The 24,659-nt window shown below is 52.3% G+C and carries 24 protein-coding genes; all 24 read right to left on the bottom strand.

Going from position 1 to position 24,659, the window contains the following annotated elements:
- Positions 1 to 149: 149 nt before the first annotated feature.
- The gene (locus ACRQU7_RS05240; RefSeq protein WP_444644277.1) at positions 150 to 866 is read right to left on the bottom strand and encodes a tryptophan synthase subunit alpha; all 717 of its coding nucleotides are present in this window, start codon (positions 864 to 866) and stop codon (positions 150 to 152) included.
- Positions 867 to 897: 31 nt separating this feature from the next.
- Positions 898 to 2,043, bottom strand: a complete 1,146-nt coding sequence (locus tag ACRQU7_RS05235) for an iron-containing alcohol dehydrogenase (protein WP_444644275.1) — start codon at positions 2,041 to 2,043, stop codon at positions 898 to 900.
- 47 nt (positions 2,044 to 2,090) lie between these two features.
- Complete coding sequence (locus ACRQU7_RS05230; protein ID WP_444644273.1) at positions 2,091 to 2,885, bottom strand: BtpA/SgcQ family protein; 795 nt, start codon at positions 2,883 to 2,885, stop codon at positions 2,091 to 2,093.
- A gap of 15 nt (positions 2,886 to 2,900) precedes the next feature.
- The gene (locus ACRQU7_RS05225) at positions 2,901 to 3,677 is read right to left on the bottom strand and encodes a nucleoside phosphorylase (RefSeq protein WP_444644271.1); all 777 of its coding nucleotides are present in this window, start codon (positions 3,675 to 3,677) and stop codon (positions 2,901 to 2,903) included.
- A 13-nt stretch (positions 3,678 to 3,690) separates the two neighbouring features.
- Entirely contained in the window at positions 3,691 to 4,647 is a 957-nt protein-coding gene (locus ACRQU7_RS05220; RefSeq protein ID WP_444644269.1) for a carbohydrate kinase family protein, read from the bottom strand.
- On the bottom strand, positions 4,647 to 5,213 hold the full coding sequence (locus ACRQU7_RS05215; RefSeq protein ID WP_038322999.1) for a cysteine hydrolase family protein: 567 nt from the start codon (positions 5,211 to 5,213) through the stop codon (positions 4,647 to 4,649). The genes ACRQU7_RS05220 and ACRQU7_RS05215 overlap by 1 nt, the downstream gene beginning before the upstream one ends.
- On the bottom strand, positions 5,206 to 6,120 hold the full coding sequence (locus ACRQU7_RS05210) for an ABC transporter permease (RefSeq protein ID WP_444644266.1): 915 nt from the start codon (positions 6,118 to 6,120) through the stop codon (positions 5,206 to 5,208). Before ACRQU7_RS05210 ends, ACRQU7_RS05215 begins: the two co-directional genes overlap by 8 nt.
- A gap of 2 nt (positions 6,121 to 6,122) precedes the next feature.
- Positions 6,123 to 7,211, bottom strand: a complete 1,089-nt coding sequence (locus tag ACRQU7_RS05205; protein ID WP_444644264.1) for an ABC transporter permease — start codon at positions 7,209 to 7,211, stop codon at positions 6,123 to 6,125.
- A gap of 16 nt (positions 7,212 to 7,227) precedes the next feature.
- Positions 7,228 to 8,748: an ABC transporter ATP-binding protein gene (locus ACRQU7_RS05200; RefSeq protein WP_444644262.1), complete on the bottom strand. Its 1,521-nt coding sequence runs from the start codon at positions 8,746 to 8,748 to the stop codon at positions 7,228 to 7,230.
- Positions 8,749 to 8,773: 25 nt separating this feature from the next.
- Complete coding sequence (locus ACRQU7_RS05195) at positions 8,774 to 9,988, bottom strand: BMP family lipoprotein (RefSeq protein ID WP_444644260.1); 1,215 nt, start codon at positions 9,986 to 9,988, stop codon at positions 8,774 to 8,776.
- Positions 9,989 to 10,043: 55 nt separating this feature from the next.
- Positions 10,044 to 10,760, bottom strand: a complete 717-nt coding sequence (locus tag ACRQU7_RS05190; RefSeq protein WP_141827417.1) for a GntR family transcriptional regulator — start codon at positions 10,758 to 10,760, stop codon at positions 10,044 to 10,046.
- A 362-nt stretch (positions 10,761 to 11,122) separates the two neighbouring features.
- Positions 11,123 to 12,295 (bottom strand): iron-containing alcohol dehydrogenase, encoded by a 1,173-nt coding sequence (locus ACRQU7_RS05185; RefSeq protein WP_444644258.1) that lies wholly within the window; start codon positions 12,293 to 12,295, stop codon positions 11,123 to 11,125.
- A gap of 19 nt (positions 12,296 to 12,314) precedes the next feature.
- Positions 12,315 to 13,340 (bottom strand): alcohol dehydrogenase catalytic domain-containing protein, encoded by a 1,026-nt coding sequence (locus ACRQU7_RS05180; protein ID WP_444644256.1) that lies wholly within the window; start codon positions 13,338 to 13,340, stop codon positions 12,315 to 12,317.
- 24 nt (positions 13,341 to 13,364) lie between these two features.
- Positions 13,365 to 14,045, bottom strand: a complete 681-nt coding sequence (locus ACRQU7_RS05175) for an L-fuculose-phosphate aldolase (RefSeq protein ID WP_038322989.1) — start codon at positions 14,043 to 14,045, stop codon at positions 13,365 to 13,367.
- Between the two features lie 47 nt (positions 14,046 to 14,092).
- Positions 14,093 to 15,148 carry a 2-hydroxyacid dehydrogenase gene (locus tag ACRQU7_RS05170; protein ID WP_444644253.1) on the bottom strand — a complete coding sequence of 352 codons (1,056 nt, stop codon included), beginning with the start codon at positions 15,146 to 15,148 and terminating at the stop codon, positions 14,093 to 14,095.
- A 95-nt stretch (positions 15,149 to 15,243) separates the two neighbouring features.
- Positions 15,244 to 16,680, bottom strand: coding sequence for a PTS transporter subunit IIC (locus ACRQU7_RS05165; protein WP_038322985.1), 1,437 nt, complete (start codon positions 16,678 to 16,680; stop codon positions 15,244 to 15,246).
- Between the two features lie 66 nt (positions 16,681 to 16,746).
- A complete protein-coding gene (locus tag ACRQU7_RS05160) occupies positions 16,747 to 17,049 on the bottom strand; it encodes a PTS sugar transporter subunit IIB (protein WP_038322984.1) in 303 nt (100 codons plus the stop codon).
- Between the two features lie 25 nt (positions 17,050 to 17,074).
- Complete coding sequence (locus ACRQU7_RS05155; RefSeq protein WP_141827411.1) at positions 17,075 to 17,560, bottom strand: PTS sugar transporter subunit IIA; 486 nt, start codon at positions 17,558 to 17,560, stop codon at positions 17,075 to 17,077.
- A 140-nt stretch (positions 17,561 to 17,700) separates the two neighbouring features.
- Positions 17,701 to 18,192 carry a hypothetical protein gene (locus ACRQU7_RS05150; RefSeq protein WP_444644250.1) on the bottom strand — a complete coding sequence of 164 codons (492 nt, stop codon included), beginning with the start codon at positions 18,190 to 18,192 and terminating at the stop codon, positions 17,701 to 17,703.
- Between the two features lie 13 nt (positions 18,193 to 18,205).
- Positions 18,206 to 19,927 (bottom strand): phosphoenolpyruvate--protein phosphotransferase, encoded by a 1,722-nt coding sequence (ptsP, locus tag ACRQU7_RS05145; protein WP_444644248.1) that lies wholly within the window; start codon positions 19,925 to 19,927, stop codon positions 18,206 to 18,208.
- On the bottom strand, positions 19,818 to 22,001 hold the full coding sequence (locus tag ACRQU7_RS05140; RefSeq protein WP_444644246.1) for a BglG family transcription antiterminator: 2,184 nt from the start codon (positions 21,999 to 22,001) through the stop codon (positions 19,818 to 19,820). Before ACRQU7_RS05140 ends, ptsP begins: the two co-directional genes overlap by 110 nt.
- 22 nt (positions 22,002 to 22,023) lie before the next feature.
- The gene (locus tag ACRQU7_RS05135; RefSeq protein ID WP_038322975.1) at positions 22,024 to 22,284 is read right to left on the bottom strand and encodes an HPr family phosphocarrier protein; all 261 of its coding nucleotides are present in this window, start codon (positions 22,282 to 22,284) and stop codon (positions 22,024 to 22,026) included.
- 303 nt (positions 22,285 to 22,587) lie between these two features.
- The gene (locus ACRQU7_RS05130) at positions 22,588 to 23,145 is read right to left on the bottom strand and encodes a hypothetical protein (RefSeq protein WP_444644244.1); all 558 of its coding nucleotides are present in this window, start codon (positions 23,143 to 23,145) and stop codon (positions 22,588 to 22,590) included.
- Positions 23,146 to 23,434: 289 nt separating this feature from the next.
- Complete coding sequence (locus ACRQU7_RS05125; RefSeq protein WP_444644242.1) at positions 23,435 to 24,640, bottom strand: FprA family A-type flavoprotein; 1,206 nt, start codon at positions 24,638 to 24,640, stop codon at positions 23,435 to 23,437.
- Positions 24,641 to 24,659: the final 19 nt, after the last annotated feature.

Here is a 24,659-nt window from a genome sequence, read left to right as displayed (position 1 = left end):
CTGAATACTAAAGGTGCAAAGTGATTTTGGGATGTCATTTTTGTGACCGGATTACACGAGACGAATGGAAATTCTGTCAAAAAAGCAAGCCCAATGCCTTGCAAATGCTGGCATCGGGCTTGCTTTTTCATTCACCGGTCGCTTGTCAATCAGCACTGTTCCTTAAACTGGCGGATCATCGAAATAAGCGCCGGTTTATCGTCGTGCAGCTTTAAAATAGTGCTGCCGACAAACGCGGCATCCGCTCCGGCCGCTTTTACCATTGAGGCATTCTGTGGGGTATGCACCCCAACGCCGCAGTAAATCGGGTTTTTAAGTCCTCTGCCGCGCAGGTACCGAATACAGTCCTTCAGCTCCGGATACGCGGGGTTGACTTGATTTGGAGCCGGTACGGCCTGCAAATATACGAATCCGTTGGATTTCAGCGCGTATTCCACTTCCCGCTCCATCAGTTGGAACTGAACATAGCAGCTCACGCGCAGATTATTTTCAATCATTCTGTTCTTGAGGGTTTCGTCTTTCAATCCTACCAGGATAATGTCGCGGTAATCGTTTTTCAGACAGAAATCAATGAACTTCTTTTCTCCGATTTCCTCGACGGTGTTCTCGTATACCATCAGGATAAATTTTGTATTTGGAAGCAGTTTTTTGACCTGCACCATGCCTTCCATATATTTGTCAAAGTCGTCGCATGCTTTGAGCGCTTCAGCCATTCGGTTCGAAATGTATTCGCTCTCCAGAAAAGGGTTGCGCGAGGGGAAGTCGATTTCGATAATGTCGCAGCCGGCCTCCACATATGTTTTCGCCATTTCAATGCTGTCCGCAATGGTTGGATAACCGTTGGAAAGATAGCAGATTAAATTCATAAATATTTTCTCCGTTCGTCCTGATAAGATTTTATGCGGAGTACACTTTTTTAAAGAGCTCCACGAATTGCTCGACCGTTGGAATAATCGGGTTTGTCTTAGTGCAGCCATCCGCCAGGGCAACAGGAGCCATCTCGCTGACTTTTGCCATATAAGCCGCTTCGTCCGGCACAACCTCTTTGACGCAGGCCGGAATTCCTACTTTGCGATTCAAGTCCCGGATGATTTCGCAAAGGTCGCCGCCCCCCAGATCCCTTGCCATATTGTCATATACCGCCTTGGCCGTCGGGTCGGCGCTGTTGAATTCAATAATGTAAGGCAGAAGGATCGCATCCGCAAGGCCGTGAGCTACGTGGAAATAGCCGCCCAGCGTATGCGCCATGGAATGCACGATTCCCAGCGAAACATTCGTAAAGGCGAGGCCGGCCGTCATGGAAGCATTCAGCATTTTTTCGCGTGCATCCATGTCATTTCCGTTCTGATATGCTTTGGGCAGATTATTCACAATGTCAATCACCGCCGCATGGGCGAGAATGTCGGAAAGGTAGTTCGCCCGTTTGGAAGCAAGGGCTTCCACAGCGTGGGTAAGGGCGTCCATTCCGGTTTCGGCAGTAATGTGCGGGGGCATGGTAGCCGTGACCTCCGGGTCGCAGACAGCAATATCCGGCATCATTTCCATATTGCCAAGCCCGTGCTTCATTCCGGTTTCGTCATCGGAAATGACGACGGAACGGGAAACCTCGCTGGCGGTTCCGCTGGTGGACGGAATACACATAAAGCGCGCCTTCCCCCTCAGCTTCGGAAAAGGCTTCGCGGTCAGCACTTCGTCCAGAGTGGTGAGCTCGGGATGCTCATAGTACACCCACATTGTCTTTGCGGCGTCCATGACCGAACCGCCGCCCAGCGCGACGATCATATCCGGCTCAAACGCTTTCATCATTTCGGCCCCTCTTTTTACCGTCGCAAAACAGGGGTCCGGCTCCACTCCGCTGAAAACCTTCGTTTGGGCACCTGCCTGTGAAAAATAGCTCTCCACCTTTTGCAGGATGCCGCTGCGTTCCATGCTTTTTCCGCCGATCACGATCAGGGCTTTTTTTGCCGGGACGGATTTTATGTACTCAAGGCAGCCTTTCCCGAACACAAGCTCGCTGCCTGCCAATTTCATAGGTCTCATCATAATTACATTTCTTCCTTTCACTATGACCATCTATTCCGGTCAATCCATTATTTTCGCAGTCCGCCAAGCACCTCACGCACAAGCTCATAGGAGATGGGGTTTGTGATGACGCCGTCTTTTTTCAGGCTGCTTCCGATGATGGCGCCGTCTGCGATATTGAGCTGCTCGTTGATATTATGAGCGTTAACGCCGCTGCCGGCGATCACCGGAATACGGGAAATCTTTTTCACTTTCTCGATCATTTCAATCGGTGTTTCCATTCCGATCGCAGAGCCGGTAATGATCAGGCCGTCGGCGCCGCAGCCGATTGCCGCTTTGGCGGAAGCCTCAATAGTCACCTGGGGCAGAACCATATTGGTATGCTTGACCTGAATATCGGCCAGAACCATAATGTTTTCGGCGTCCAGATTTCTTCTGGTCTGCATGCAGAGCCTTGCGCAGGGCTGGATAATCCCTCCGTAAAACTCAACGGTGTCCACAAAAACAGGCACGCGGATAAAATCGCATCCATTGATTTTCGCAATGGAAAGGGCAGCCACGCAGTCGTTAAACGCCGCGTCCACGCCGACCGGGATTTTCACCGCCTGCTTTACAAGCGCCGTGGCCGCGGAGAGCGCCGCCACCTGAGGAGTATCCAGCAGAGCGGCAAACGGATCGTCTCCCATATTTTCAACAATGATGGCGTCTACCCCGGCTTTTTCAAGCGTAAGGGCGTCCTGAACGGCCTGACTCAATATTTTATCGCAGTCCCCGCCGAAACCTGCCGTCCCCGGCAGCGCCAGACAGTGCACCATACCGATCACAAATTTCTGATTGCACGCAATCACTTTCCTGATATCCATATCAATACCTTCCTTTCAACAAGATCCTATATTTTCCTGATTTTCACCCTGTGTATGGCAACGGTAGATTCCTTCCAATACGACACGGCAGAGCAGGTCTTCGGCGTCCGTCCGATCCTGCCCCTTGAGCGTATCCTTCAGATTCTCCAGCACTGTCGCCATGGTCACCACACAGGTTTTTACCCCCATCAGACGGCCGAGCGTCAGCATGCACGCGGATTCCATATCCACGCCCGTAACATGCAGCTTCTTCAGCTCTTCAAAGGTCCTGAGCATATCGATTCCACATTCTTTGGAGAATCTGGAATCGTGCATCTTGCTGTAAAACCCGTCCATGGTACAGTTGATTCCATTGAGATAGCGCCTGCCGAAATCGGTCACTGTCCGGTTCATAATGTTGACCAGACCAATGTCGGCCACGGCGGGGTAACTTTCTTCCACATAAGTTTTGCTTGTGCTTTCCCGGCGCATTGCCGCAATGGGGATAATAAAATGGCCCAGCATATCGTCCTGCAGGGACATGACCGTGCCCATACGCACCGCCACCTTCATCCCTGCCTCGTACATTTCCTCCATGGCTATGGCCGCCGACGGCGCGCCGATCCCGGTGGACGTAACGGTTATTTTCACTCCCTTGTACAGGCCCGTGTAAGTATTGAACTCACGCAGAAACGCGACGTGCTGCGGATTGTCCAGATATTTTTTCAGCACCTCGACACGCCACGGATCGCCGGAAAAAATGACGTAAGGGGCTACCGTGGAGGCGTCCGCTCCCAGATATAATGTTGGCATGACTACCCTCTCCTTAACAAATACATTTTTTGAAATTCTCAAACCGCTTCATCAATGCGTCCTGGGAAGGCGCGTTGGTGCAGCAGCCTTCCTTTTCGATGATAAAGGAGGAGAGCGTGCTGCCCATTCTGCAGCAGTCCGCCATCGGCATGCCCTTCAGGTACGCATACAGGAAGCCCGCCATATATCCGTCCCCGGAACCGGTCGTGTCGACCACACGGATGCAGTCGCAGATGGGGATACAGGCGGTATCCACCGAACCGTCCTCCGTGCGCCGGTAATACTTGCTGCCTTCCTTGCCGTAAGTCGTTACGATGATCTCCGCGCTGCTGAGGCGAAACAGCTCGGTAATATCATTCAGCTGGAAAAGCTTTTCGATGGTTTCGCGCTCCGCCTCGTTGGTAAAGATGATTTTGCTGTTCAGCAGAAGCTCTCTGAGAAACGGCTCCGGAAACGCGTCAAAATCGGACTTCATGCCAAACACAACCGGTACGTCGTGCTTCCTGCACTTCTGAAAAAATTCCTGATTGTCCGGACGGGACGCAACGGTAATAACGCCCATACCGGCTTCTTCAAAGATCGCGTCGTCCAGAGGTCTTGAATACCGGCCGTCCATGGCGCCCGGGTAAAAGATCGTGATGTGCTGTCCCATATTGTCCTGGATCAGATAGCACACCGACGTTGTTTCGCCCTCCACCATGGAAATCCCCTCCGTCGGGACGCCGCCGTCCTGAAGAAACGCTTCAAATCCAATTTTTCGGTAGTCCTCGCCTACACGCAGAACCGGCATCGCTTTCATTCCAAGCCGGCACAGCGCGTATGCGATGTTGACGGAACAGCCCCCATAATAAATTTCCGAATTGGTTTTATTTTCAATCAAAGAAGTAAAACCGACGGCCGCGGGTGTTTTTATTTTCAGCATGTGGTCCATACTGACATATCCGCTCGTAATCAAGTCGTACTTTTTCATTACCATTCTCCGTTATCCAGTTTTTCAAAAAATGTATTCATATCCGTAACCGTCCCCAGATATTTTTGGATATCCGTAAGATGCACTTCATTGACCGTTTCCGAATTCGTCGCCACGCATTCACGGATCACGATCGGATGATAATTCAGGTAAAAGGCGTCGGTCACGGTGGCACGGATACAGCAGTTGGTCTTGGTCCCCACGATCACGGTGTTTTTTATATGGTTCTCACGAAGCACAAGGTCGAGGTCCGTACCGAAAAACCCGCTGTAGCGGCGTTTGCGGATCACATAATCCTTTTCCTCATCCACTTTGAGCATCGGGTCGATTTCAATTCCGCTGGTGCCCTCCAGACAGTTCGGGCGCATGGACGCGGCTTTTTCGTCCGGCTTCCCCACCCGGTTGCAGTGCTGCAGAAAGATAATCAGCTTGCCCTTTTCTCGGCATTTTTCCAGAACCTGCGCAATCTTCGGAAGGATTACGCGGTTCTGCGGATAATACACAAGTCCGTCGGGGTCCGTGAAATCCTTTACCATATCCACGATAATCAGAGCGGTTTCATTCATTCTTAAAACCTCTTATCTTATTGTTCTTGCGTTTGACGATGGAAACCGCCGTCAGCACGCAGACCATAATGACATACGGAACCACGTCGAACAGCCCCGCAGCCGGACCGGCATAAATGCTGAGGTTCACGGACAGCGCACGCGCCAGACCAAACAGGATGGCGTAAAGCGACGACATGGTCGGGGACCCCTGTCCGCAGTAGATAGCTGCGATTGCGATGAACCCGCGGCCCGCAGTCATGTCATTGGTAAACAGTCCCAGCCGTTCCGTGGAAAGATTCGCGCCCGCAAGGCCACAGCACAATGCCCCGATCAGAACCGCGGCATATTTGTAGAAGTCGGTTTTCAAACCGATGCTTTTTGCGGCGTCCTCGTTTTCGCCCACCACGCGGACATAAATGCCGAACCGCGTCTTATACATCAGAAGCCACATAACAAAAATACCGATAAAGCTGATATAGGTGATCAGCGGGTGGCCGCTGAGAATCCTGCCGAGCAGGGGAATGTTCTCAATCACGGGAATATGGATCTGGAAATCCGCTACATTGAGAAAGCTCAGCGTAATATTGGAGGTATCCATCGTCACCAGAACAAACCGGGCGATCGCGGAGGTCAGCAGGTTGATCGCCAGACCGACGATAATAACATTGCCCTTGAAGGTAACGCCCATCAGGGAAAAAATCAGCCCGAAAATCAGCGCCGATACCATGGAAAGAAGGATGCCCAGCGCGACGTTATGCGTAAGAAACGCGCAGAGAGTCGAAGTAAACGCTCCGATCAGCATCATTCCTTCCAACGCAATGTTCAGCACATTAGCCTTGTAGGCAAATATGCCGCCCAGGACACACAGGACAATCGGGGCACTGTGATAAACGGTATCGTATAAAATGTTGCCTAAAATATCCATCCTTATGCCTCCTTGGCGGCGGCTGTCTCAGCCTTGCCGGTTTTCTTGCCAAACAATTTTTTCCGGATGTCGGTATGCTCGTCCACAAACTTGACCGCAAGGAAAAGGATAATCAGGCCCTGAATAACCGAAACGATTTCCTTTGGAACAGTGGAATACAGATTGATATGATCCGCACCGGTTTTCAGTGCGGCGTAGAAAACGGCCGCAATCAGGATTCCCACCGGGGAATGACCGCCCAGCAGCGCGATCAGCATCCCGTCCCAACCAAGGCCGGGATTTCCCGAAAAGCTCAGGGTGTACTTGAACTGCTCGCTCATCATATAGCCCGAACCGGCCAGCCCGGAAAGCGCGCCGCTGATGATCATCAGGATCATGATTTTCCGGTGGACCTTCATTCCGGCCGCCTCCGCGAACTCCGGATTTTTCCCGATCGCCGTCACTTCATACCCCAGTCTGGATTTGTTCATAACAAAATACATGACCAGAAACGCAGCGACCGCAATAAAGAAAAACAGGGTGATTCTCGAGTTTCCGATGCGCGAAAACATAGCATTGTCGTGAATGGTCGGCGTACAGACGTAGCCGGAGCTGTAATCGCGGAACACACCCGTGGAAAGGAACTCCAGTACCTTGATCATCGCGTAGTTCAGCATCAGGGTGACCACCATTTCATTTACATGGAAGTATGCCTTCAGGACCGCCGGAACCAGAGCGAACAAAATACCGCAGAGAACACCGACCGCCAGACAAATCAGCTTTGCCGCAGCCGGGTTCAGGGAAGCAGGCAGATAGGCACCCGCCACACCGGAAAAAAACGCGCCGAGCAGCATCTGCCCTTCCACGCCCATGTTGAAGATATTGGCCTTAAACGTAATGGCAATCGCCAGACCGGTTAAAATCAGCGGCGAAGCATAGTGCAGCGTATTCAGAAGGCCCTTTGCCGTAAACAGCGATTTCCCCAGCAGAATCCCGTATGTATCAACCGGATTTTCACCAATGAGCAGAATGATGATTCCGCCGATTACAAACGCCAACAAAACAGGCAGTATGGAGTTGAGGAGGCGTTTTCCAAAATTAATCATTTTCATTATCAATGCCCCCTTGTTAATTTTTAATCCCGGCCATCAGCAGGCCGATCGCCGAACTGCTGATTTCCCTGGGTGAAATTTCTCCGATAATACCGCCCTTGTACATCACGATAATCCGGTCAGACAGGCTCATCACTTCGGAAAGCTCGCTGGAAATCAGCAGCACCGCGTTGCCTGCATTGCGGAAGTTCAAAATCTGGTTGTGGATAAACTCAATGGACCCGATATCGACCCCGCGTGTCGGCTGACAGGCTATCAGCAGCCTCGGCGAGCTTGAAAACTCCCTTGCGACAATGATCTTCTGCGCATTACCGCCGGACAACTGACCCACATTGCCGTTGATATCGCCCACGCGAATGTCAAAATCCTTAATGAAGCGGTCGCGTTTTGCGGACACGCTTCTTTTGTTGTAAAAGCCCAGACGGCATACATCCGAAGCGCCGTGATAACCGGCGATACAGTTTTCCGCAATGCTCATCGTACTGCAGAGCCCCTGCGCATAACGGTCCTCGGGGATAATCCCAACGCCGTTGTGCCGCAGCTCGTCCGGCCATTTATTGGTAATGTCCTTATCATATATGGAAACCCTTCCGCAGGTTGTTTTCATCATGCCGGTCAGAACCTTTACCAGCTCCGACTGACCGTTCCCCTCAACCCCGGCCACGCCGAGAATTTCTCCCTTATGAACGGAAAAGGAAATATTGTGCAGCACCTCTTTGCCGTAATCATTGATCGTACAGACATCCTCCACGCAGTAGGCCACCTCGTTTGCCGCTTTGGTCTCCGCCGTGTTCTGTACGGTCAGTACGACATCTCTGCCGACCATCATCTGGGCCAGTTCCTCTTCCGAGGTATCCTTGGTAAGCAGGTTCCCTACAACCTTGCCTTGCTTGATGACCGTCACGCTGTCGCTCAGCTCCATGACCTCGCGCAGCTTGTGGGTAATAACAATAATGGTTTTCCCCTGTGCGCGCAGTTCCTTCAGGTTGACAAAAAGCTCGTCCACTTCCTGAGGGGTAAGCACCGCGGTCGGCTCGTCAAGGATCAGGATATCCACGTTGCGGTACAGCATTTTGAGGATTTCGACCCGCTGCCGCCCGCCGACTGAGATATCCTCGATTTTATCGGTAGGATTCAATTCAAATTTATATTTCTCTATCAGCTTCCGGACCTCTTCGATTTCCGTTTTGTTATCGACAAACGGTGATTTGGCCGATTTTTTCAATTCCGTGCCGAGAAGAATATTTTCATAAACAGTGAGACTGGGCACCAGCTTAAAATGCTGGTGCACCATTCCCAATCCGAGCGCGATGGCATCCACAGGGCTGCCGATCGCGACCTCTTTGCCGTGAAGTAAAATCTTACCTTCTGTGGGACGCAGCAATCCATACAGCATATTCATCAAAGTGGATTTACCCGCACCGTTTTCGCCCACGATACACTTGATTTCCTGCTTTTCCACCGAAATGCTGATCTTATCATTTGCAGTGAAATCGCCAAACTTTTTGGTTAGATCAATCGTTTGAATCATGCTCATTTCAGTTTACGCCCCCAGCGTTTTATTATTTAATGGTTACGTTCGGGTAGGCAGAAGCGTCAAATTTATCGCCGGCCTGTGCATTTACGACCTTAATGTCCGAACCGACTTTTTCTTTGATTTCGCTCAGCTTGGTCTGGATTTCCTTCCACTTTGCCTGTGCCTCGGAGGTTGTGGCAATGTGTTTGCTGATTTCAGCCAGATCCGTAATGCCGGTAGCGCCGGAAGCCAGAGAATAGGACTGCAGATTTCCCATGCCGGCAAGCTTGCTGGTTGCCAGGGCGTCGCAGATGGTCATGACCGGGACATCGGTGTTTTTCAGCACGCTGGTAAGGACATAGCCCGGCTGCTGAGCGTCTTTGTTGGCGTCAACCTGGATCGCCAGCCTTCCGACTTCCTTCGCTTTGGAGGTAATGCCTTCGCCTACGCCGCCCGCGACGCCGTAAACAATGTTGGCACCCTTGTCGTAATAAGTACCGGCTACCGTGCTTCCCAGTGCGGAATCGGTAAAGCCTGCGTCGTATTTTGCATAGTAGTCATACTTTACGCCCAGTTCCTTCGCCATGTAGTTCACACCGGCGATGTAGCCGTAAGAAAATACGGTGATGCCGTTTGAATTGGTTCCGCCGATGAATCCGAGTGCGCGGCCGCCCTGAGCCGGGTCCTTGAATTTGTAGCCATCCGCAAAGAGGACTTTGGCGTTTTCATTTACCAGGACACTCAGTGCACCGGCAAGGAAAGAGCCTTCATGTACGTCGAACAGCACGGAAATAACGTTTTTATACTTAACGGAACCATCCTCGTTTACATTCGGGTTGTCATTGAATACGACAAAGGTCGTATCGGGATACATTTCGGCAAGAGGCTTGGAACCGCCGACGCCTTTAATCAAAGCGTCGAAGTCATATTCCAGACTGAAGATCACGTTGTATCCGTCTTCCGCAAGGGCTTCCAGAGCGGAGGGAACGCCGTTGGTCGGTTCAACGACCTTGTATTCCATACCGTACTTTTCCGCGGCCTGCTTGGCGCCGCTGACGGCGGCCTGATTGTACCCATTGTCATTCTGTCCCGCAGAATCACACACAATGGCAATTTTCTTGTCGCTCTTTACAGCGGAAGAGGCCGACGCAGCCTGACTGCCCTGATCCGTACTGTCCTTGCTGCCGCATCCAGCCAAGGCGGATGCGCCGATCATCGTGGCCATTACGAGGCAAAGGATTTTTTTCAATGTTTTTTTCATTGTCATTCTCCCCTTAATAATGAAGTTTCAATTTAATAAGCGCCAAAATAAAAACTCACTTGACCTGATTAATGTAGAACTTAAATCTGTCGCTGCGGTAGCAGCACTTGAAATTTTCTATGGGAACTTCCTTGCCGTTGACGACGCCATAGGTAACGCAGCCGAAAAGCAGGATCGGGATTCCGGGGTTCACATTCAGATAATCGGCGATTTCATCCGTTGCCAATATCGCCTCTACAGATCGCTTGGCCTTCGTTATTTTCGTGTGATACTGCTCTTCCAGAACCTTGTACAGGGAATCGCTTGAGAAGTCGAATTTCTCAATTCCGGGAAATAATTTATAAGGAAGATATGTCTCCGTGTGGTTGATCGGCTCATTATCCGCGTAATAAATCCTTTCCAGCCGGAACACCTTGTCGTTTTCCCCGATTTCCAGGGTATGGCACCTTTTCCGGTCCGCCTGAATCACGGAAGCCGATATCACCTTTCTTCCGGGCGTCATTCCCAAATTGATAACATCCTGTGTACAGCTGGTAATGGAAATAAGGTCCTGACTGTAATCGTCAGATTTTACGTATGTCCCCTTGCCCTGCACCTTATACAGATACCCTTCATTTACCAGTTCTTCGATGGCCTTGCGCACGGTAATCCGGCTGACATCATACATCTCGATCAGTTCCCGTTCGCTCGGAATCATTTCATTTGCCTTGAATTCTTCCTGATTGATTTTTTCAATGAGACTGCGTTTCAGAATAAAATACTTTGGCAGCATTGACTGTTCCGTAGAACCCCCTCCCAATCCTAATCATATCGTCATGTCGTCATGACCAGTTGAACTATGTTCTAATTATACCTGAGGAGTTTATAAAGTCAATATTTATAAAATGCCGAATTTTTTAACTTTGTTTTGTATAATTTAACATTTCTTTCGGCAAAACTCATCAAAATTTTCAGGATAAATCCAGCCAGGAATATTCTGAAGCTATGTTTCCCCGCATAGGCTTCTGTTTTGAGAGTGACTGTTTATATAACATTTCAGACGCAAAGAACGCCGCTTGACAGCGGCGTTCTTTGCTGAATTCTAATATTGGAAGTCGTTCGTCATGAGCAAGTACGTATAAACAATTGAGAAGATTAAGCCTGATGTCCCTTTTCTCCGTAGTAGACCTCCAGGATCAACGCTTTCAGCTCTTCCGTGGTAGGCTTTACGGGAGTAAAGGGCGTACAGACGTCGGACATGGCCTTTTCCACAAGCATGTCGATTTTGCCGAGCACATCCTGCTCGTCGGGCACAACATCCTTCATGCGGGGAGGCACGTCGATGCGTTTGCGCAGTGCCAGGACCCCGTCCAGCAGGGAGGTTTCCCCCACGAAGGAAGCCAGCTCGTCATAACGGGCCTGCGTTCGGCTGTCGCGGGAGTTGAACCGCAGGCCGTACGGAAGCACAATGGCGTTCGCCAGGCCGTGCGGCACGCCGTACTCCGCCCCGAAGGTGTGGGCAATGCTGTGTACGATGCCCAGCGCGCAGTTGGAAAACGCAATACCGGCCATGCAGGAAGCCTCCAGCATCTTTGCTCTGGCTTCCGCATTTTTTCCGTCCTCATAGCAGATGGGCAGATTTTTATATCCGTAAATAAACGCGGCCATTGCCATCCCGTCCGAAAACGGATTGTCGATCGGGGTGACATAGGATTCGATGGCATGGGTCAGCGCGTCCATCCCGGAAGCGGCCGTCAGGCTTTTCGGCATCGTCATGGAAAACGCCGGATCGAGGATGGCGACATCCGGCACCATGCGGCCTTTCAGGCAGCGGATCGAGTATTTCTTCTTCTTTACGGTATCTTTGATCAGAGCCGCGCGGGTCGCCTCGCTGCCGGTTCCCGCCGAGGTAGGGATACAGGCCACGCGCGCCTTTACCTTGAGGTTTTTGATCTCGTTGGGGGGCATCACGTCATCCAGCTCCCGGTACTCCGGATTTTCGTAGAAAACCCACATGGCTTTCGCGGCGTCCATGGCGGAGCCGCCGCCAAACCCGATCACCCAGTCGGGTTCGAATTCCCTCATGTCCGCGGTTCCGCGTTTGACGGTTTCAAAGCTGGGCTCAGGCTCCACATCGGTATAGGCCTTCCATGTAAAGCCAGCCTCTTCCAGAACGTCCGTGACAATTTTGAGCTGACCCAGTTCCTGAAGGATGGTGCCGCTCATGACAATGTAGGCACGCTTGCGGACGGCGGGCAGTTCCTTCAGGTACTGCACCGCGTTTTCCCCGCAGTAAATATGTTCACAGCCGAGCTTGATTGAATACATTGTTGCTTTCCCACTCCTTTTAGTCGTATATGATACAGTTCTTGATGACGCTGCCGGAAGCGTGTTCGCGGATCGCCTTTTCCAGATCCGGCAGCCTGTACTCGTTCTGAATATAATCCTCGCTTAAAATCACACCCATTTTCAGCAACTCCAGCGCCGTCATGACATGACGCGGAGTGGTGTGGAACACGCCTTTGATGGTAATCTGCGAGTAATGCAGCAGGGTGGCGTCCACCGTCAGCTCGCTGCCGGATTTTGTGCCGCCGAACAGAAGCACGAATCCCCCTTTGCGCACCATCTGCACGCTGGTTTTCCACACGTCGATCAGGCCCGTGGCCTCGATGACGATGTCCGCGCCGCGCTTCTCATCCGTCAGTTCACGGATGGCCTCCACCGGACTTTCCACACCGGTCAGGTTGCAGGTTTTCCAGACCCCCATTTTTTCCGCCAGTTTCAGACGGTTCTCCATCATATCCGTTACAATGACCTTGGCGCCCTTCAGCACCGCCAGACGCGCAAACATCAGGCCGATGGGTCCCGCGCCGTTCACGACCACGGTGTCGCCCAGATGGACGGGGCAGTTCTCAATGCCGTAAACCGCGCAGGAAAACGGCTCCATCAGGGAAGCGGTCTTGTGGGAAACGGAGCTGTCCAACACAAACATGTTCTGGCGCACGATGGACTCGGGTACCTTTACGTATTCCGCGTAGCTGCCGCGGTTAAACGTCATATTGGAGCACATGGAGTAAAGGCCTTTCTTGCAGTAATAGCACTCATTGCAGGGGGCCGTGTTGTGGACCGCTACGCGGTCGCCCTCGTGAAAGCCCTTAACGTCTTTTCCCACTGCGGCGATCACGCCGGAAAATTCATGTCCGTAAGGATGCGGCGGCTTTAAAAGAGGATATCCTCTTTTAAAGTTTTTCACATCGGTGCCGCAGGTTGTTGAAATCTTATTTTGAATCAGTACCTCGCCCGGTCCGATTTCCGGGACCGGCACTTCCATGATGCGGATATCCTCCACACCGTACAGCATGGCAGCCAGCATTTTTCCATTCTCCCGTCCTTCAGATTAATAGCCCATTCCGTCCTTTTTCTCATCCGTTTTTTTCGGCTGGCCGTAGCTCTTGAAGCTTTCCATCACCGTATCCATCTCCGCGTCGCTCAGCACAACGGGGGTTCCCATACAGGAAGCTCTCCACTGCATTTCGGCTACGAATTCCAGATTGACGGCCAGGCCGAAGGCTTTGGCAAGGCTTGGGCCGCTGGTGACAAGGCCGTGGTTCGCCAGCAGAACGGCTTTGCTTTTACCGATCGCCCTGGCGACGTTTTCCGCCAGCTCCGGTGTTCCGAAGGTTGCGTATTCCGCACAGGGGACCGTTGCCGCACCCGCGCCGCCGATGACGTAGTGCACCGCTTTCAGCGGGGTGTTGAGGCAGGCCAGCGTAGTGCAGAAGGTGGAATGGGTATGTACCACCGCGCGGGCGTCCGGTTTGTTCAGATACATCACGGTGTGAAGGCCGTGCTCACTGGAGGGCTTGCGGCTGCCGTCGATAATATTGCCCTTCAGGTCCATGACGACCACGTCTTCCGGCTCGGTGTCAAAATATCCGAGACCGGAAGGGCTGATCGCCATATAGCCGGTTTCCGGGTCATAAATGCTGATATTGCCGCTGGTACCCTTGCTCAGACCGGAAGAGCTCATTTTACGGCCGTATTCTGCGATTTCTTTTCTTTCCTTTTCCATCAACATAAGTCATTTCTCCTTTTCATACGCGGGGAACAGCCCCGCCAATCGGTTCAGCGTTTGATATTTCTGAGGTTCACCACCATATCGCTCTTTCCGGTTTCCCAGAAGGCTTTGATGGTACGCGCGAGCAGCAGGGGCGATTTGGGAAGGGCGTCCACCACGTTGCCCGCGTTGTGCGGCGTCATGGTCAGATTGTCCAGCTCCAGAAGCGGGTCGTCCTTCGGGATGGGCTCTTCCCAGTACACGTCCAGCGCCGCGCCGCCGATGGTCCTATTCTGCAGCGCTTTCACGAGAGCGTCCTTATCCAGCACACCGGCGCGGGAGGTGTTGATGAGATAGGCGGTGGGCTTCATCAGGCCGATCAGCTTCCCGTCCACGCTGTTTTTTGTTTCGGGAGTCAGGCGCAGGTGCAGCGTGACGATATCCGCTGTTCTGAACAACTCCTCCTGCTCCACCAGCCGGACCGGCAGCCCCGTTTCATCCAGGGACCCCTGCGTTACGTACGGGTCGTAGGCGATGACCTTCATGCCCACTCCTGCGGCCTTTTTGGCGACCAGCTTGCCGATATGTCCAAGGCCGACCACACCCAGCGTCATTTCGCACATGGAGGTGGTATAGCCGTTATTTACGTATTCCTTACGCCATTCGCCCTGTTTGAGCGCGGCGTGTGCCCGGGCGATATTGCGTGTTTCCGCGAACATCAGGCCGATTGCAAAGTCCGAGGTTGCTTCCGCGTTGCGGATGCAGTGGATAACGGGGATGTTGTATTTGGTCGCCGCCGCGACATCTACATGCTCCATGCCGCCGCGGCAGGTCCCGATGAGTCTGAGCTTCTTTCCCTGTGCGATGAGCTCCTCCGGAACCGGGCAGAAATGCGTGAGCAGGATGTCCGCGTCCGCGATTTCACGGTAGACCTCTTCGGGGACCTTTTCCGCCGTCGGGCCGTTCTTTTCTATGTTCTGTGCTTTCTTTTGAAATTTCTGGCGCGTTTCGGCCGGCCACACAATCGGAACGACCGTGTTCTGACCGGGTTCGCCCAGGGACTCCGCCGCCTCTGTCAGCAGTTCACAGGGAACGACGATATCACCGATTACTACAATTTTCATAGAAATTCCTTTCTTCTTAAACAAGCATCCATTCTGCCGTTTCAAAACGGCAAAATGAATGCTTATCCGTCAGTTTCTCATAACTAGTTTCCGGGTCAGGCGTTTACAGCCGGCTGGGGAGCGACATACGCTTCGCCCAGAGCATTCTTTTCCAGATATTCCTGTACGGCGCCCTTATTCTTCTTATACAGGACAAACAGTACCAGATACACGGCGACGGTCGCGGCGATAATGATCGGGTTCATGGTCAGGAAGGCCATGGTGATGATACCGGCCGTGCAATTGGACATGATAAAGCCGATGATGAGGGTGCCCCCGGCCAGAGCGGTAGTGGCCGCCTCAAATCCGGCGCCAGCCGCGACCTGGGTAAAGACGGTCGCCCAGTAGGAAGCCATCATGATCTTGGCAGCGAACACGATACAGCCCATCAGCCAGGACTTCACAATATTGCCGTTGCTCAGGCATACGGGAATTTCCACCATATATGGCAAAGAGGGAAGAACCATAACCGGAATTACCACGTTGCCCGGGAGCAGGAATGCAAGCAGAACGGCGAAGGGGATGACCAGCAGTCCGGTGGTCAGGGTGGCCGGCTCGCCGTAGCCGAGCGCGTCGTTGACGGCGATAATGAACTCACGGTCTTTCCCGTACTTGCTGTTCTTCAGCGTTTTGCGGGAATAATCGGTCAGAGTGGTAAATCCGGAGGCAAACAGCCCGGCAACCTTCGGGAAGATCGCCATAACGGCGGAGCAGGTCACGGATACGTTGACAACCTGTCCCCAGGCCGCCATATTGTTCAGCGCGGTAATATTGCCGACTACACCCAGAATAATACCGACAATCAGTCCTATGTACATCGGTTCGCCCATGAAGCCGATCTTTTTGCGGATCGTAACGGGGTCCGCCTTGATTTTATCCATGCCCAGCTTGCTGAACAGAATGTTCAGGACAAGATACATCGGGGCGTCGCCGTTGTGGTGCGGCGCGGTCATTGCGCAGGAAGGATAGTGATAATAAGTGGACCATCTCTTCTGCAGGACCTCCGCAATCAGCAGGGTGACCAGGTTGACAAAGAGCATCAAAGCGAACGCCATCGCCAGGTTTTGCGTCAGCTGGTACAGCATGGAGCCCCAGACGATGATGGAATAGTTGTTCCACAGGTCGGACGGCATAAAGATGTCGGTCCACTTGATCAGCCAGAGGATAATCTGGAAAACCAGACCGACGCCGATGAACATCATGCCGATGTTCGTGGAATAGGCAACGGAGGCGACCGCCTGCCAGCCGATGTCCAGTGCAGGCAGATTCAGCCCGCTCGCTTTTACGATCTGCTGTACCAGCGGGGACAGGACGGCGCCGAATTCAGTGGTGATGAAAGCCATGCCCTTGAGTCCCACGCCGATCAGTACGGCGGAAGAAAACGCTTTTTTGGTGGGGGCCTTAAACAGCTTGCAGATCACAAAAATAATGAGGGGCACTGTGATATAGTTTCCAAAGGTGTCAAATACACTTTTCAATACTGTAAAAAACATAATTCCTTACCTTCCTCTTTTACGGTAATTTCTGTCTGAAAAAGGGGATCTTCCACGTATGCCGCTTTAACCCAGATCCAGCTTGCTCAGTACAGCAAGGAGCTCCTCTACAAACTCGTCTTCATTGATTCCAACCAGAAACCCCGTCGCATTCAGTACCGGGATTCCGTAGATATCGTCTACCGGGCTTGTGTAGGCGATTAAATCATAGCCTCCGTTCGCCACTGCAAGTTCCACGCCGCCCGGCGCGACCTCCGTAGATTCCATTTTGTAGCCGTGCTCCGCCAGCACGTCCTCCAGTTTGGACGACAGCATGGCAGAACTGACCGTACCGGAACCGCATACCGATAAAACTTTCACTGCACGCATCAAGATTCTCCTCCCTTAGTTTTTATTATGATTCGTCTTCCAGAGAGCTCAGGCAGTCCATAATCTCCGCCTTGCTCCCGGAATTTTTCAGCTTCTCCAACAGCTCACTGTTTTGAATGATCTTCATGATTTTTTTCAGCATCCCTATCTGCTGCTTGGAATCCTTGACCACCAGCGGCAGAATCACTTCGCAGTCCAGCGAGGTTTCCCGGTCCCCCATCATATGAAACGCAACCGGCTTCTTCGGGATAATGACCCCGACCGCCGGTTTGTTCACCAGCTTGTTGTTCGTATGAGGGATCGCCAGGTTGATCTTTTTTCCCGGAAGCCCGGTGGGAAGGGTCTTTTCCCGTTCAATCACCGCGTCTCCGTATCCGGGGCTGACATATCCGGCTTCTTCAAACCGGGTAGCCATCAGCCGGATACATTCTTCGTCGCTGTTTACATCCGCATCCAAAACGATCAGCCGTTCATCCAGTAATGCTCCTATTCCAGACGCCTCCTTTTTCATTTCTCTTTCAACTAGTTGATGTGAATATCTCGCTGTTTACAACATACCATATTCCATCCGTTCAAAAAAGACCAAGTTTTTTCACAGATTGTACAGTTAATTTTGCAATTAGCTGAACTGTTTTGTGCAAACCGGCACACTTAGTAACAAATAATCAGCAGCAGCGCAAATGCAGAAACCGCCGCCGACACAACGCGGATGATCTTCCGCGTCTTCTCGATCCCGAATTTCTGGTAGCGTTCATACCGGGTAAAAACCAGCGGGCATACAAAAGCGGCAATCCCCATGCCGAATAAAGGCAGGTAAGTCCACCGGGTCGCGGGCTGAAACGAGAACAGCAGAAGATTTGCGATGACGAAAACCAGCAGCACCATATAAAACGGCGTGCGGAAACGGGTATCGTAATCCACAAACTGCCCGGTCTTATAAAAGCATTCCTCGCTGCAGCAGGGCAGCTCATGCTCCGCCTCCGGATTGATGATATATTTCCTGCAAAGCGTCAGCTTTCCACAGTACAGGCAGGGTTCCTCCCCTACCTTTCCGGCGGCGCGTTCTTTTTGCTTTTGCTTTCTCGCCTCCTGCGCTTTTGCCGCTTCCCGGCTTTCCGCGCGCTTTTTGGCTTCCGATTTCATCCGGCACCCCTTCCTATTCCGCGGAATATTCCGCCAGCAGTTGTTTCACTTCCTCAATGGTATCGCTGTCGAGCACCCGCTCTTTCAGCCCGGCAAGCTTACCCAGATCACACCGGCGAATCAGATATTTGATTCTGCCCACCTGTTTGGGAACGACGCTGAACTCATCCAGCCCCATTGCCAGCAGCAGGGGCGTCAGCCGTGCGTCCGAGGCGACCTCCCCGCACATGCCGACGGGAATCCCCGCGCTGTGCGCGCTGCGGATCACCGTATCAACGGAGCGCAGAACCGAAAGGTTGCAGGGGTCGTAAAGGTGCTGGACGCGCTCGTTCATCCGGTCGGTCGCCGTGGTGTACTGGATCAGGTCGTTTGTCCCGATCGAGAAAAACGCGGCTTCCCTTGCCAGCTTGTCGCTGATGAGGACCGAGGCCGGCGTTTCAATCATGATGCCGACGGGAATGGTTTCCGTAAAAACAGTCCCTTCGGCACGGAGCTGATCCTTTGCTTTTTTCACCATCCCTTTTGCCTGACGCAGTTCTTCCAGTGTCACGATCATCGGGAACATGATTTTGACATTTCCATATGCCGAGGCACGCAGAATAGCGCGCAGCTGCGTCAAAAAAACCTCTTCGCGGTCCAGACAGATCCGGATCGCGCGGTAGCCCAGAAACGGATTGCTTTCCTTCGGGATGTCCATGTAATCCAGCTGCTTGTCACCGCCGATATCCAGCGTGCGGATAATCACTTCTTTTCCCTTCGCGTTCTCCGAAATGCTTCTGTAGGTCTGGAACTGCAGCTCTTCATCCGGGTAATCGTGCTGATTCATAAAAAGGAATTCGGTGCGGAACAGGCCCACGCCGTCGCACTGCTCTGCGCGGAAATTTTTCAGGCTTTCGGCATCGCCGGAATTCATACACACCGCCACCGGATGGCCGTCCGCCGTGACGGCGGGCTCCGCCGCCATAGCGGCGTAAAGCTTTTTCTGCCCGTCAAGGCAGGCTTTGTCCTTCCTGAAAGAGCAGACGAAAGCCTCGTCGGGTTCCAGAATCCCGTAGCCGCAGTCGCCGTCCACAAAAATGGACTGGCCGGAACGGGCCTCCCGCATAATGCCGGCTGCTCCCACCACAGCCGGGATACCCAGCGTTTTGGCCAGAATCACCACGTGGGAGGTGATTCCGCCCTTCTCGGTGATAAAGCCCCGCAGAAAACGCTTGTCGACGCGGATGGTGTCCTCCGGGGAAAGGTCCTCCGCCACCAGAATAAAGGGCTCCCGCATATTCTGCATTTCCTGCCCGCCGTCGGCAACGCCGTTCAGGCGGCGGATGATCTCATCGCAGACGTTGCGGATATCGTTCGCGCGCTCCTGCAGATACGCGTCGGGCATGGCGGCAAATTTTTTGCTGATTTTCTCCTTTTCCCGCTCAATCGCGCAGTCAATTCCCATATGCTCCTCCCGGACGGCCTGAATCGGATTTTTAAACAGAAAATCGTCCTCAACGATCGTGCGGTAAGCCTTAAAAATACCGGCTGTTTTTTCCCCGTCTTCAGCCAGGGTGGTGCGGTACAGTCTTTCCAGCTCTTCGGCGTACTCACGCTGCACCTCTCTGAAGCGCTCTATTTCCCGTTCACAGTCCTCCACCGCCTTTTTCTCCAGTGTCAGCTTCTTCCTGTGCAGAACCACGGTCTGCGACAGGTCGCGTCCTCCCGCTCCCGCAAGGCCGGTAAATTTTTTCATTTCCGCAATGCTCCTTGTCATTTTGATAGATTTGTTTAATGCCGTTGATATGATTGGGGTCGCTGAAATAGCGGTAAATGCCTTCCAGTACCGCCCAATGGGAATAAGAATCCTTCGTCGCAAGCCCGACCAGAATCCCGGCGGTTCTTCCGTCGTGGCATTCCAGCCCTTTTGGGGCAAGCGCGATACAGACGTCTATTTTCGGATTTGCATCTCCCTGTAAAGGAAAGTGGACCAGTACCACGTCCCCCTGAATACGGTAGGTCTGCAGCTTTTTGTTCTGCATCAGGTTGTACATTCTCTGTGCAAGACGCTGACCGGCCGCCCCCTGCCGCAGCACTTTGCTGCAGCTGTGGAGCGTCTGTTCCAGATCCGCCGTTTCCGGGAGCAGCAAAAACCGGTTCTGCTCAATTTTTTCATAAAAAATATCGCTCTTGGCGCGCGGCCGTTTACCGCGTTCTTTTTCCTCAAAATAACGGAAAAGGTCAAGGTACAGCTTGTCATCCTGCACCTTTCCGTCCACGCTGCCCTTGACCCGGTTGATTATTTCGCAGATCATATCGTCGTAACGGGCGACGGAACGGTCCCCGCGAAGGATTTCCATGATCCGGCGCTGCGTATTTTCCGTGATGATGGGGCCGGTTTCCACGATTTTACTGTAGGAAAAATTTTTGCCCAGGGGCACCAGAGAAACCACCAGCGCGTAGTCCCCCAGCATCCATTCGCGCAGCTTGCTCTGACTGATGACGCGGTAATCCAGCGAAAGGCCGAACACGTCCTGCAGCTGTTCCCGCAGCAGGACCGCCACGGCCATGTTTTCGGCACCGACGATCAGCACGCCCTTGCTGTCCGCATTTTCCTTGACCAGATATTTTTCGCTGAGGTTGCTGACAAAATAGACGCACAGATACGCCAGCTCATCCTCCGAAATCCCCCCCTCCGGAAGATCCATCTTGGCCTCCTGCACGGCTTTTCGGGTAAAGTCAAACACAAACGGGTACATGGCCTGGATATCCTTAACCAGCGGGTTTTTATCGGGGATTCCGTATTTGATGCGGTAGTACATGGGGCGGATGTGATGGCTGAGCTGCCTCTGCAGCCGCTCGCGGTTCGGGAAGGAAAGGCAGGCGATGCGCTCAAAGCTTAACACCAGCTCCTCCGCAAATTCCGCGATAAAGGTATCCTCCTGCTCCTGGGACAGAAAGTCCGTCGTCTGGATACCGAGAAACAAAGTGGTTATGTAATAGGTTTCCTGCATGGCGACTTCCACTCCGTGAACGCGCAGCTTCTGAAGGCTGAACTCCACGGAACGGAAGGAAAGGCTCTTCATCAGGGCAAGCTGTTCGTCGCTGCTCAGCTGGATGATATTTCCCTTGCGGCTGCGTATCCAGGAAACCTGAATCATCATTCTGATTAATTCGATATTTGCCAGAATATAATCGCCGTGAATATCCGTCTCGTACTGTTTGATCAGGCAGCGGCACAGCTCGCCGAAGTCGATTTCATTGTGGTAGAGGCACACAAGGTTTTTCTGCAGGAACTGATGGATATACGTCTGGCAGCCCGGGCTGGACAGCATTTGGAACTGTTCCCCCAGCATTTTCCGGATGGTCATTTCCTCTCCCGAAATCAGATAACCGGATTTAATGGTACTGTTCAGGGTCAGGCCCCAGCCTTCCAGCACGGCGCGCACTTCCCTGATATCGCTGAGAACGGTGTTTTTGCTGACCCCAAACAGCTCCATCAGGCAGTTGATGGTAATGTTGGTGCTGGAAAGCGAAATATGTACCACTTCCATTGCGCGCCGCTCTTCCACCGAAAAGAAATAGGTCGTGCTTTCCCGCAGCCGCTGGTCCAGAGCCGACGCGTCCGGCACTTCCGCAAGGATGGTCTGTCCGGAGATGACCACCTTTCCCAATCCGTAGTACTTTAACCAATCATTGATTTTTTCCAGATCGTAATACATGGTGCGTTTGCCAACGCCCAGCTTTTCCAGAAATTCTTCGGGTGCAACACCTTTTTCCGTCGTCAGCAGGACGCGTAAAATATAAATCTGCCTGCTCTTAAGTTCCATTTGTGCCTCCCGTCTTCCGGCCTTAGTCGGAAAGATTTTGTAGAAAACGAATGACCTGAGGACCCGCTGTCTGCTCATCCGCACCATTTACTTGTACCATAAGTTTTGTTCCCTGATACACTCCTCCGCTCAAAATACTTAAAATACTTTTTGCATTGATTTCTTCGGTGCCCTTTTTCAGAATGATGTCGCTTTTGATATTTTTGCAGAATTCCACCAATTCCGACGCCGGACGCGCATGAAGCCCCGTTTTATTATTGATGACGATTTCTTTCTGATACATTTTTTTCTCCTTCCAAGGCTCTGCCTTTTTGTAAGTTTATTAGTTTAAACATTTTATTGCATGTATCTTAACATATATTGTTTATATTGACTATTACCAAAAGCATTCATGGCGAAAAGGGCAATCTGTGCAAAGAATTGTTTCGGTTACTGTTTCCCGTACAGTTTTTTGCGCAGCCATGTTGTTCCGTGTCCCGCAGAACAGCAGAAAAGCTTTTTCCCAATCAAAAAAGCTATCGCCCGAAAGCGACAGCTTTTTATAACAACGGATAAATTTCTGAAGGGATTTCAATGAAAAAGAACGTCAGACCACAATCAGTTCATTTTCCTTAGCCATATATCGGGTCAGGACAAACAGCGCGCACAGCAGACCGCCGTCCGTTATGGAGCTGCTCTCAAGCGCATATCCCTGAAAGGGACGGTACCCCGACAGAGTCCCCACCGTCTGATTCTGCTGGTCGTAAATCCGGCAGGAACCGTCCCGTTCCATACGGATTGTCATGCCGGACTGCCCGGGATCGTTTATCTGAATATTCAGTCGCTCCGCCCGCGGCAGCTTATCGGGAAAATGCCGCACGTCTTTCCTGCCTGAGGACACTTCATAGCCTATGGCGGCTGTTAACACCGGTTCCGTTTCTCTGGAGCCGCGGCAGACGATATACCGGCGGGAAGCAGGTTCGTCAGCGGATGCGGAAGAAGCTTCCGACCCGATAATGTCGGTGTAGTACAAAATCCCGTGATGATTGGCCGCGATTACTTTTTGAGGGCTGAAAGGGCGGCTCCTGATCTGATAGAGCGGTTGACCGGAAGGATCACAGGCCACCATTTTAAACAAGCGGTTTTTCAGGATTAATTTCACCACAATACCCTCTTTCACCATGTATCCACAAAGAAATGCGCGCACAGGCAGACAATTGTAAAATAATATTATGCTATAAACTTTATATCATAAATCCAATGATTGCAAGGGCAAGGGAAGATATGATCCCGAAAAGATGGAAAGATCGTTCCGGCAGTCAGCCGGAAAAAAGCGCTGCCAAAGCCGCAGGAAGGCTGTGCCGTCTGAATTCCTCCGCCCCGGGACACGAAAAAACCGCCGGAGTTCTGACCCCGGCAGTTTTTTATAAGGACGGCAGACGGATTCTGTTTCGTTATTTCTTCACGGACGCAATCAGACTGTCGGCAAGGGCGTCCATTTCCGGCAGGTTATCCTCGTTCATGGCGGAATTCAGCGTCAGTTTCTCATCCAGCACGTTGATATCCTTCATTTCATTTTCGAGGAATTCGCGCATCAGGGTCCCGGACTTGCACGCCCAGGAGCCGTTTTCCACAATCGCGACAGTGCGTTTCTGAAGATTGAGCGCCTTCATATCCATCAGGAAATTGTGCATCGGCGGGTAAATCCCCAGATTATAGGTAACAGAGGCCAGCACAATATGGCTGAGGCGGAAGGCTTCTGAAATCAGGTAGGACACATGGGTTTTAGACACGTCGTACATCACGACATTGGTCATGCCTTTTTCCGCCAGCCTGGTCGCGAGTGCCCCCGCAGCGCTTTCGGTATTTCCGTACATGGTGGCGTATACAATCATGATGCCCTGCTCTTCCGGCTCATAGCTGCTCCAGTGAGCGTATTTATCCAGAAAATATCCCAGATCGGTGCGCCAGACCGGCCCGTGCAGCGGACAGATGATCTTGATGTCGATCCCGCCCGCTTTTTTCAGAAGCGCCTGCACATGCGGCCCGTACTTTCCGACAATGTTGGTATAGTATCTGCGGGCGTCGTCGATCCAGTCGCGGTCGAAATTCACCTCGTCGTTAAAGAGCTTTCCGTCCAGAGCGCCGAAGGAACCAAAGGCGTCCGCGGAGAAAAGCACTCCGTTGGTCGTGTCGAAGGTCACCATCGCTTCCGGCCAGTGCACCATCGGAGCGGACACGAAGGTCACCACATGTTTCCCGAAGGATTTTGTGTCGCCCTCCTTCACTTCCTCTATGCGGCCGTCGATATGGAAACCGAACTGACGCATGAGCATGAAAGCTTTTTCCGTGCTGATAATTTTTGCCTTGGGGTAGCGCAGCAAAATTTCCTCTATGGACGCGCCGTGGTCGGGCTCCATATGGTTGATCACCAGATAATCGAGCGGCCTTCCGTCCAGAAGATACTCCACGTTCTCCAAAAACTGGCGGCAGGCCGACCAGTCCACCGTATCGAACAGAACCGCCTGCTTATCCAGAAGCAGGTACGAGTTGTAGGAAACGCCGCGCGGAATCGGATGAATATTCTCAAAAAGGGCAAGCCGGCGGTCGTTGCCTCCGACCCAATAAAGATTTTCCGTTACTTTTCTGACACAATGCATGGTTCAATCCTCCTTGATA

Source organism: Caproiciproducens puteiluti (assembly GCF_052442865.1).
Taxonomy (GTDB): Bacteria; Bacillota; Clostridia; order Oscillospirales; family Acutalibacteraceae; genus Caproiciproducens.
This window is presented reverse-complemented; position numbering and strand designations above follow the sequence as displayed.

Excerpts from the sequence above, each read along its gene's own strand:
- ACRQU7_RS05240 (WP_444644277.1), bottom strand. The coding sequence starts at position 866 with ATGAATTTAATCTGCTATCTTTCCAACGGTTATCCAACCATTGCGGAC.
- ACRQU7_RS05235 (WP_444644275.1), bottom strand. The coding sequence starts at position 2,043 with ATGATGAGACCTATGAAATTGGCAGGCAGCGAGCTTGTGTTCGGGAAA.
- ACRQU7_RS05230 (WP_444644273.1), bottom strand. The coding sequence starts at position 2,885 with ATGGATATCAGGAAAGTGATTGCGTGCAATCAGAAATTTGTGATCGGT.
- ACRQU7_RS05225 (WP_444644271.1), bottom strand. The coding sequence starts at position 3,677 with ATGCCAACATTATATCTGGGAGCGGACGCCTCCACGGTAGCCCCTTAC.
- ACRQU7_RS05220 (WP_444644269.1), bottom strand. The coding sequence starts at position 4,647 with ATGAAAAAGTACGACTTGATTACGAGCGGATATGTCAGTATGGACCAC.
- ACRQU7_RS05215 (WP_038322999.1), bottom strand. The coding sequence starts at position 5,213 with ATGAATGAAACCGCTCTGATTATCGTGGATATGGTAAAGGATTTCACG.
- ACRQU7_RS05210 (WP_444644266.1), bottom strand. The coding sequence starts at position 6,120 with ATGGATATTTTAGGCAACATTTTATACGATACCGTTTATCACAGTGCC.
- ACRQU7_RS05205 (WP_444644264.1), bottom strand. The coding sequence starts at position 7,211 with ATGAAAATGATTAATTTTGGAAAACGCCTCCTCAACTCCATACTGCCT.
- ACRQU7_RS05200 (WP_444644262.1), bottom strand. The coding sequence starts at position 8,748 with ATGAGCATGATTCAAACGATTGATCTAACCAAAAAGTTTGGCGATTTC.
- ACRQU7_RS05195 (WP_444644260.1), bottom strand. The coding sequence starts at position 9,988 with ATGAAAAAAACATTGAAAAAAATCCTTTGCCTCGTAATGGCCACGATG.
- ACRQU7_RS05190 (WP_141827417.1), bottom strand. The coding sequence starts at position 10,760 with ATGCTGCCAAAGTATTTTATTCTGAAACGCAGTCTCATTGAAAAAATC.
- ACRQU7_RS05185 (WP_444644258.1), bottom strand. The coding sequence starts at position 12,295 with ATGTATTCAATCAAGCTCGGCTGTGAACATATTTACTGCGGGGAAAAC.
- ACRQU7_RS05180 (WP_444644256.1), bottom strand. The coding sequence starts at position 13,340 with ATGCTGGCTGCCATGCTGTACGGTGTGGAGGATATCCGCATCATGGAA.
- ACRQU7_RS05175 (WP_038322989.1), bottom strand. The coding sequence starts at position 14,045 with ATGTTGATGGAAAAGGAAAGAAAAGAAATCGCAGAATACGGCCGTAAA.
- ACRQU7_RS05170 (WP_444644253.1), bottom strand. The coding sequence starts at position 15,148 with ATGAAAATTGTAGTAATCGGTGATATCGTCGTTCCCTGTGAACTGCTG.
- ACRQU7_RS05165 (WP_038322985.1), bottom strand. The coding sequence starts at position 16,680 with ATGTTTTTTACAGTATTGAAAAGTGTATTTGACACCTTTGGAAACTAT.
- ACRQU7_RS05160 (WP_038322984.1), bottom strand. The coding sequence starts at position 17,049 with ATGCGTGCAGTGAAAGTTTTATCGGTATGCGGTTCCGGTACGGTCAGT.
- ACRQU7_RS05155 (WP_141827411.1), bottom strand. The coding sequence starts at position 17,560 with ATGAAAAAGGAGGCGTCTGGAATAGGAGCATTACTGGATGAACGGCTG.
- ACRQU7_RS05150 (WP_444644250.1), bottom strand. The coding sequence starts at position 18,192 with ATGAAATCGGAAGCCAAAAAGCGCGCGGAAAGCCGGGAAGCGGCAAAA.
- ptsP (WP_444644248.1), bottom strand. The coding sequence starts at position 19,927 with ATGAAAAAATTTACCGGCCTTGCGGGAGCGGGAGGACGCGACCTGTCG.
- ACRQU7_RS05140 (WP_444644246.1), bottom strand. The coding sequence starts at position 22,001 with ATGGAACTTAAGAGCAGGCAGATTTATATTTTACGCGTCCTGCTGACG.
- ACRQU7_RS05135 (WP_038322975.1), bottom strand. The coding sequence starts at position 22,284 with ATGTATCAGAAAGAAATCGTCATCAATAATAAAACGGGGCTTCATGCG.
- ACRQU7_RS05125 (WP_444644242.1), bottom strand. The coding sequence starts at position 24,640 with ATGCATTGTGTCAGAAAAGTAACGGAAAATCTTTATTGGGTCGGAGGC.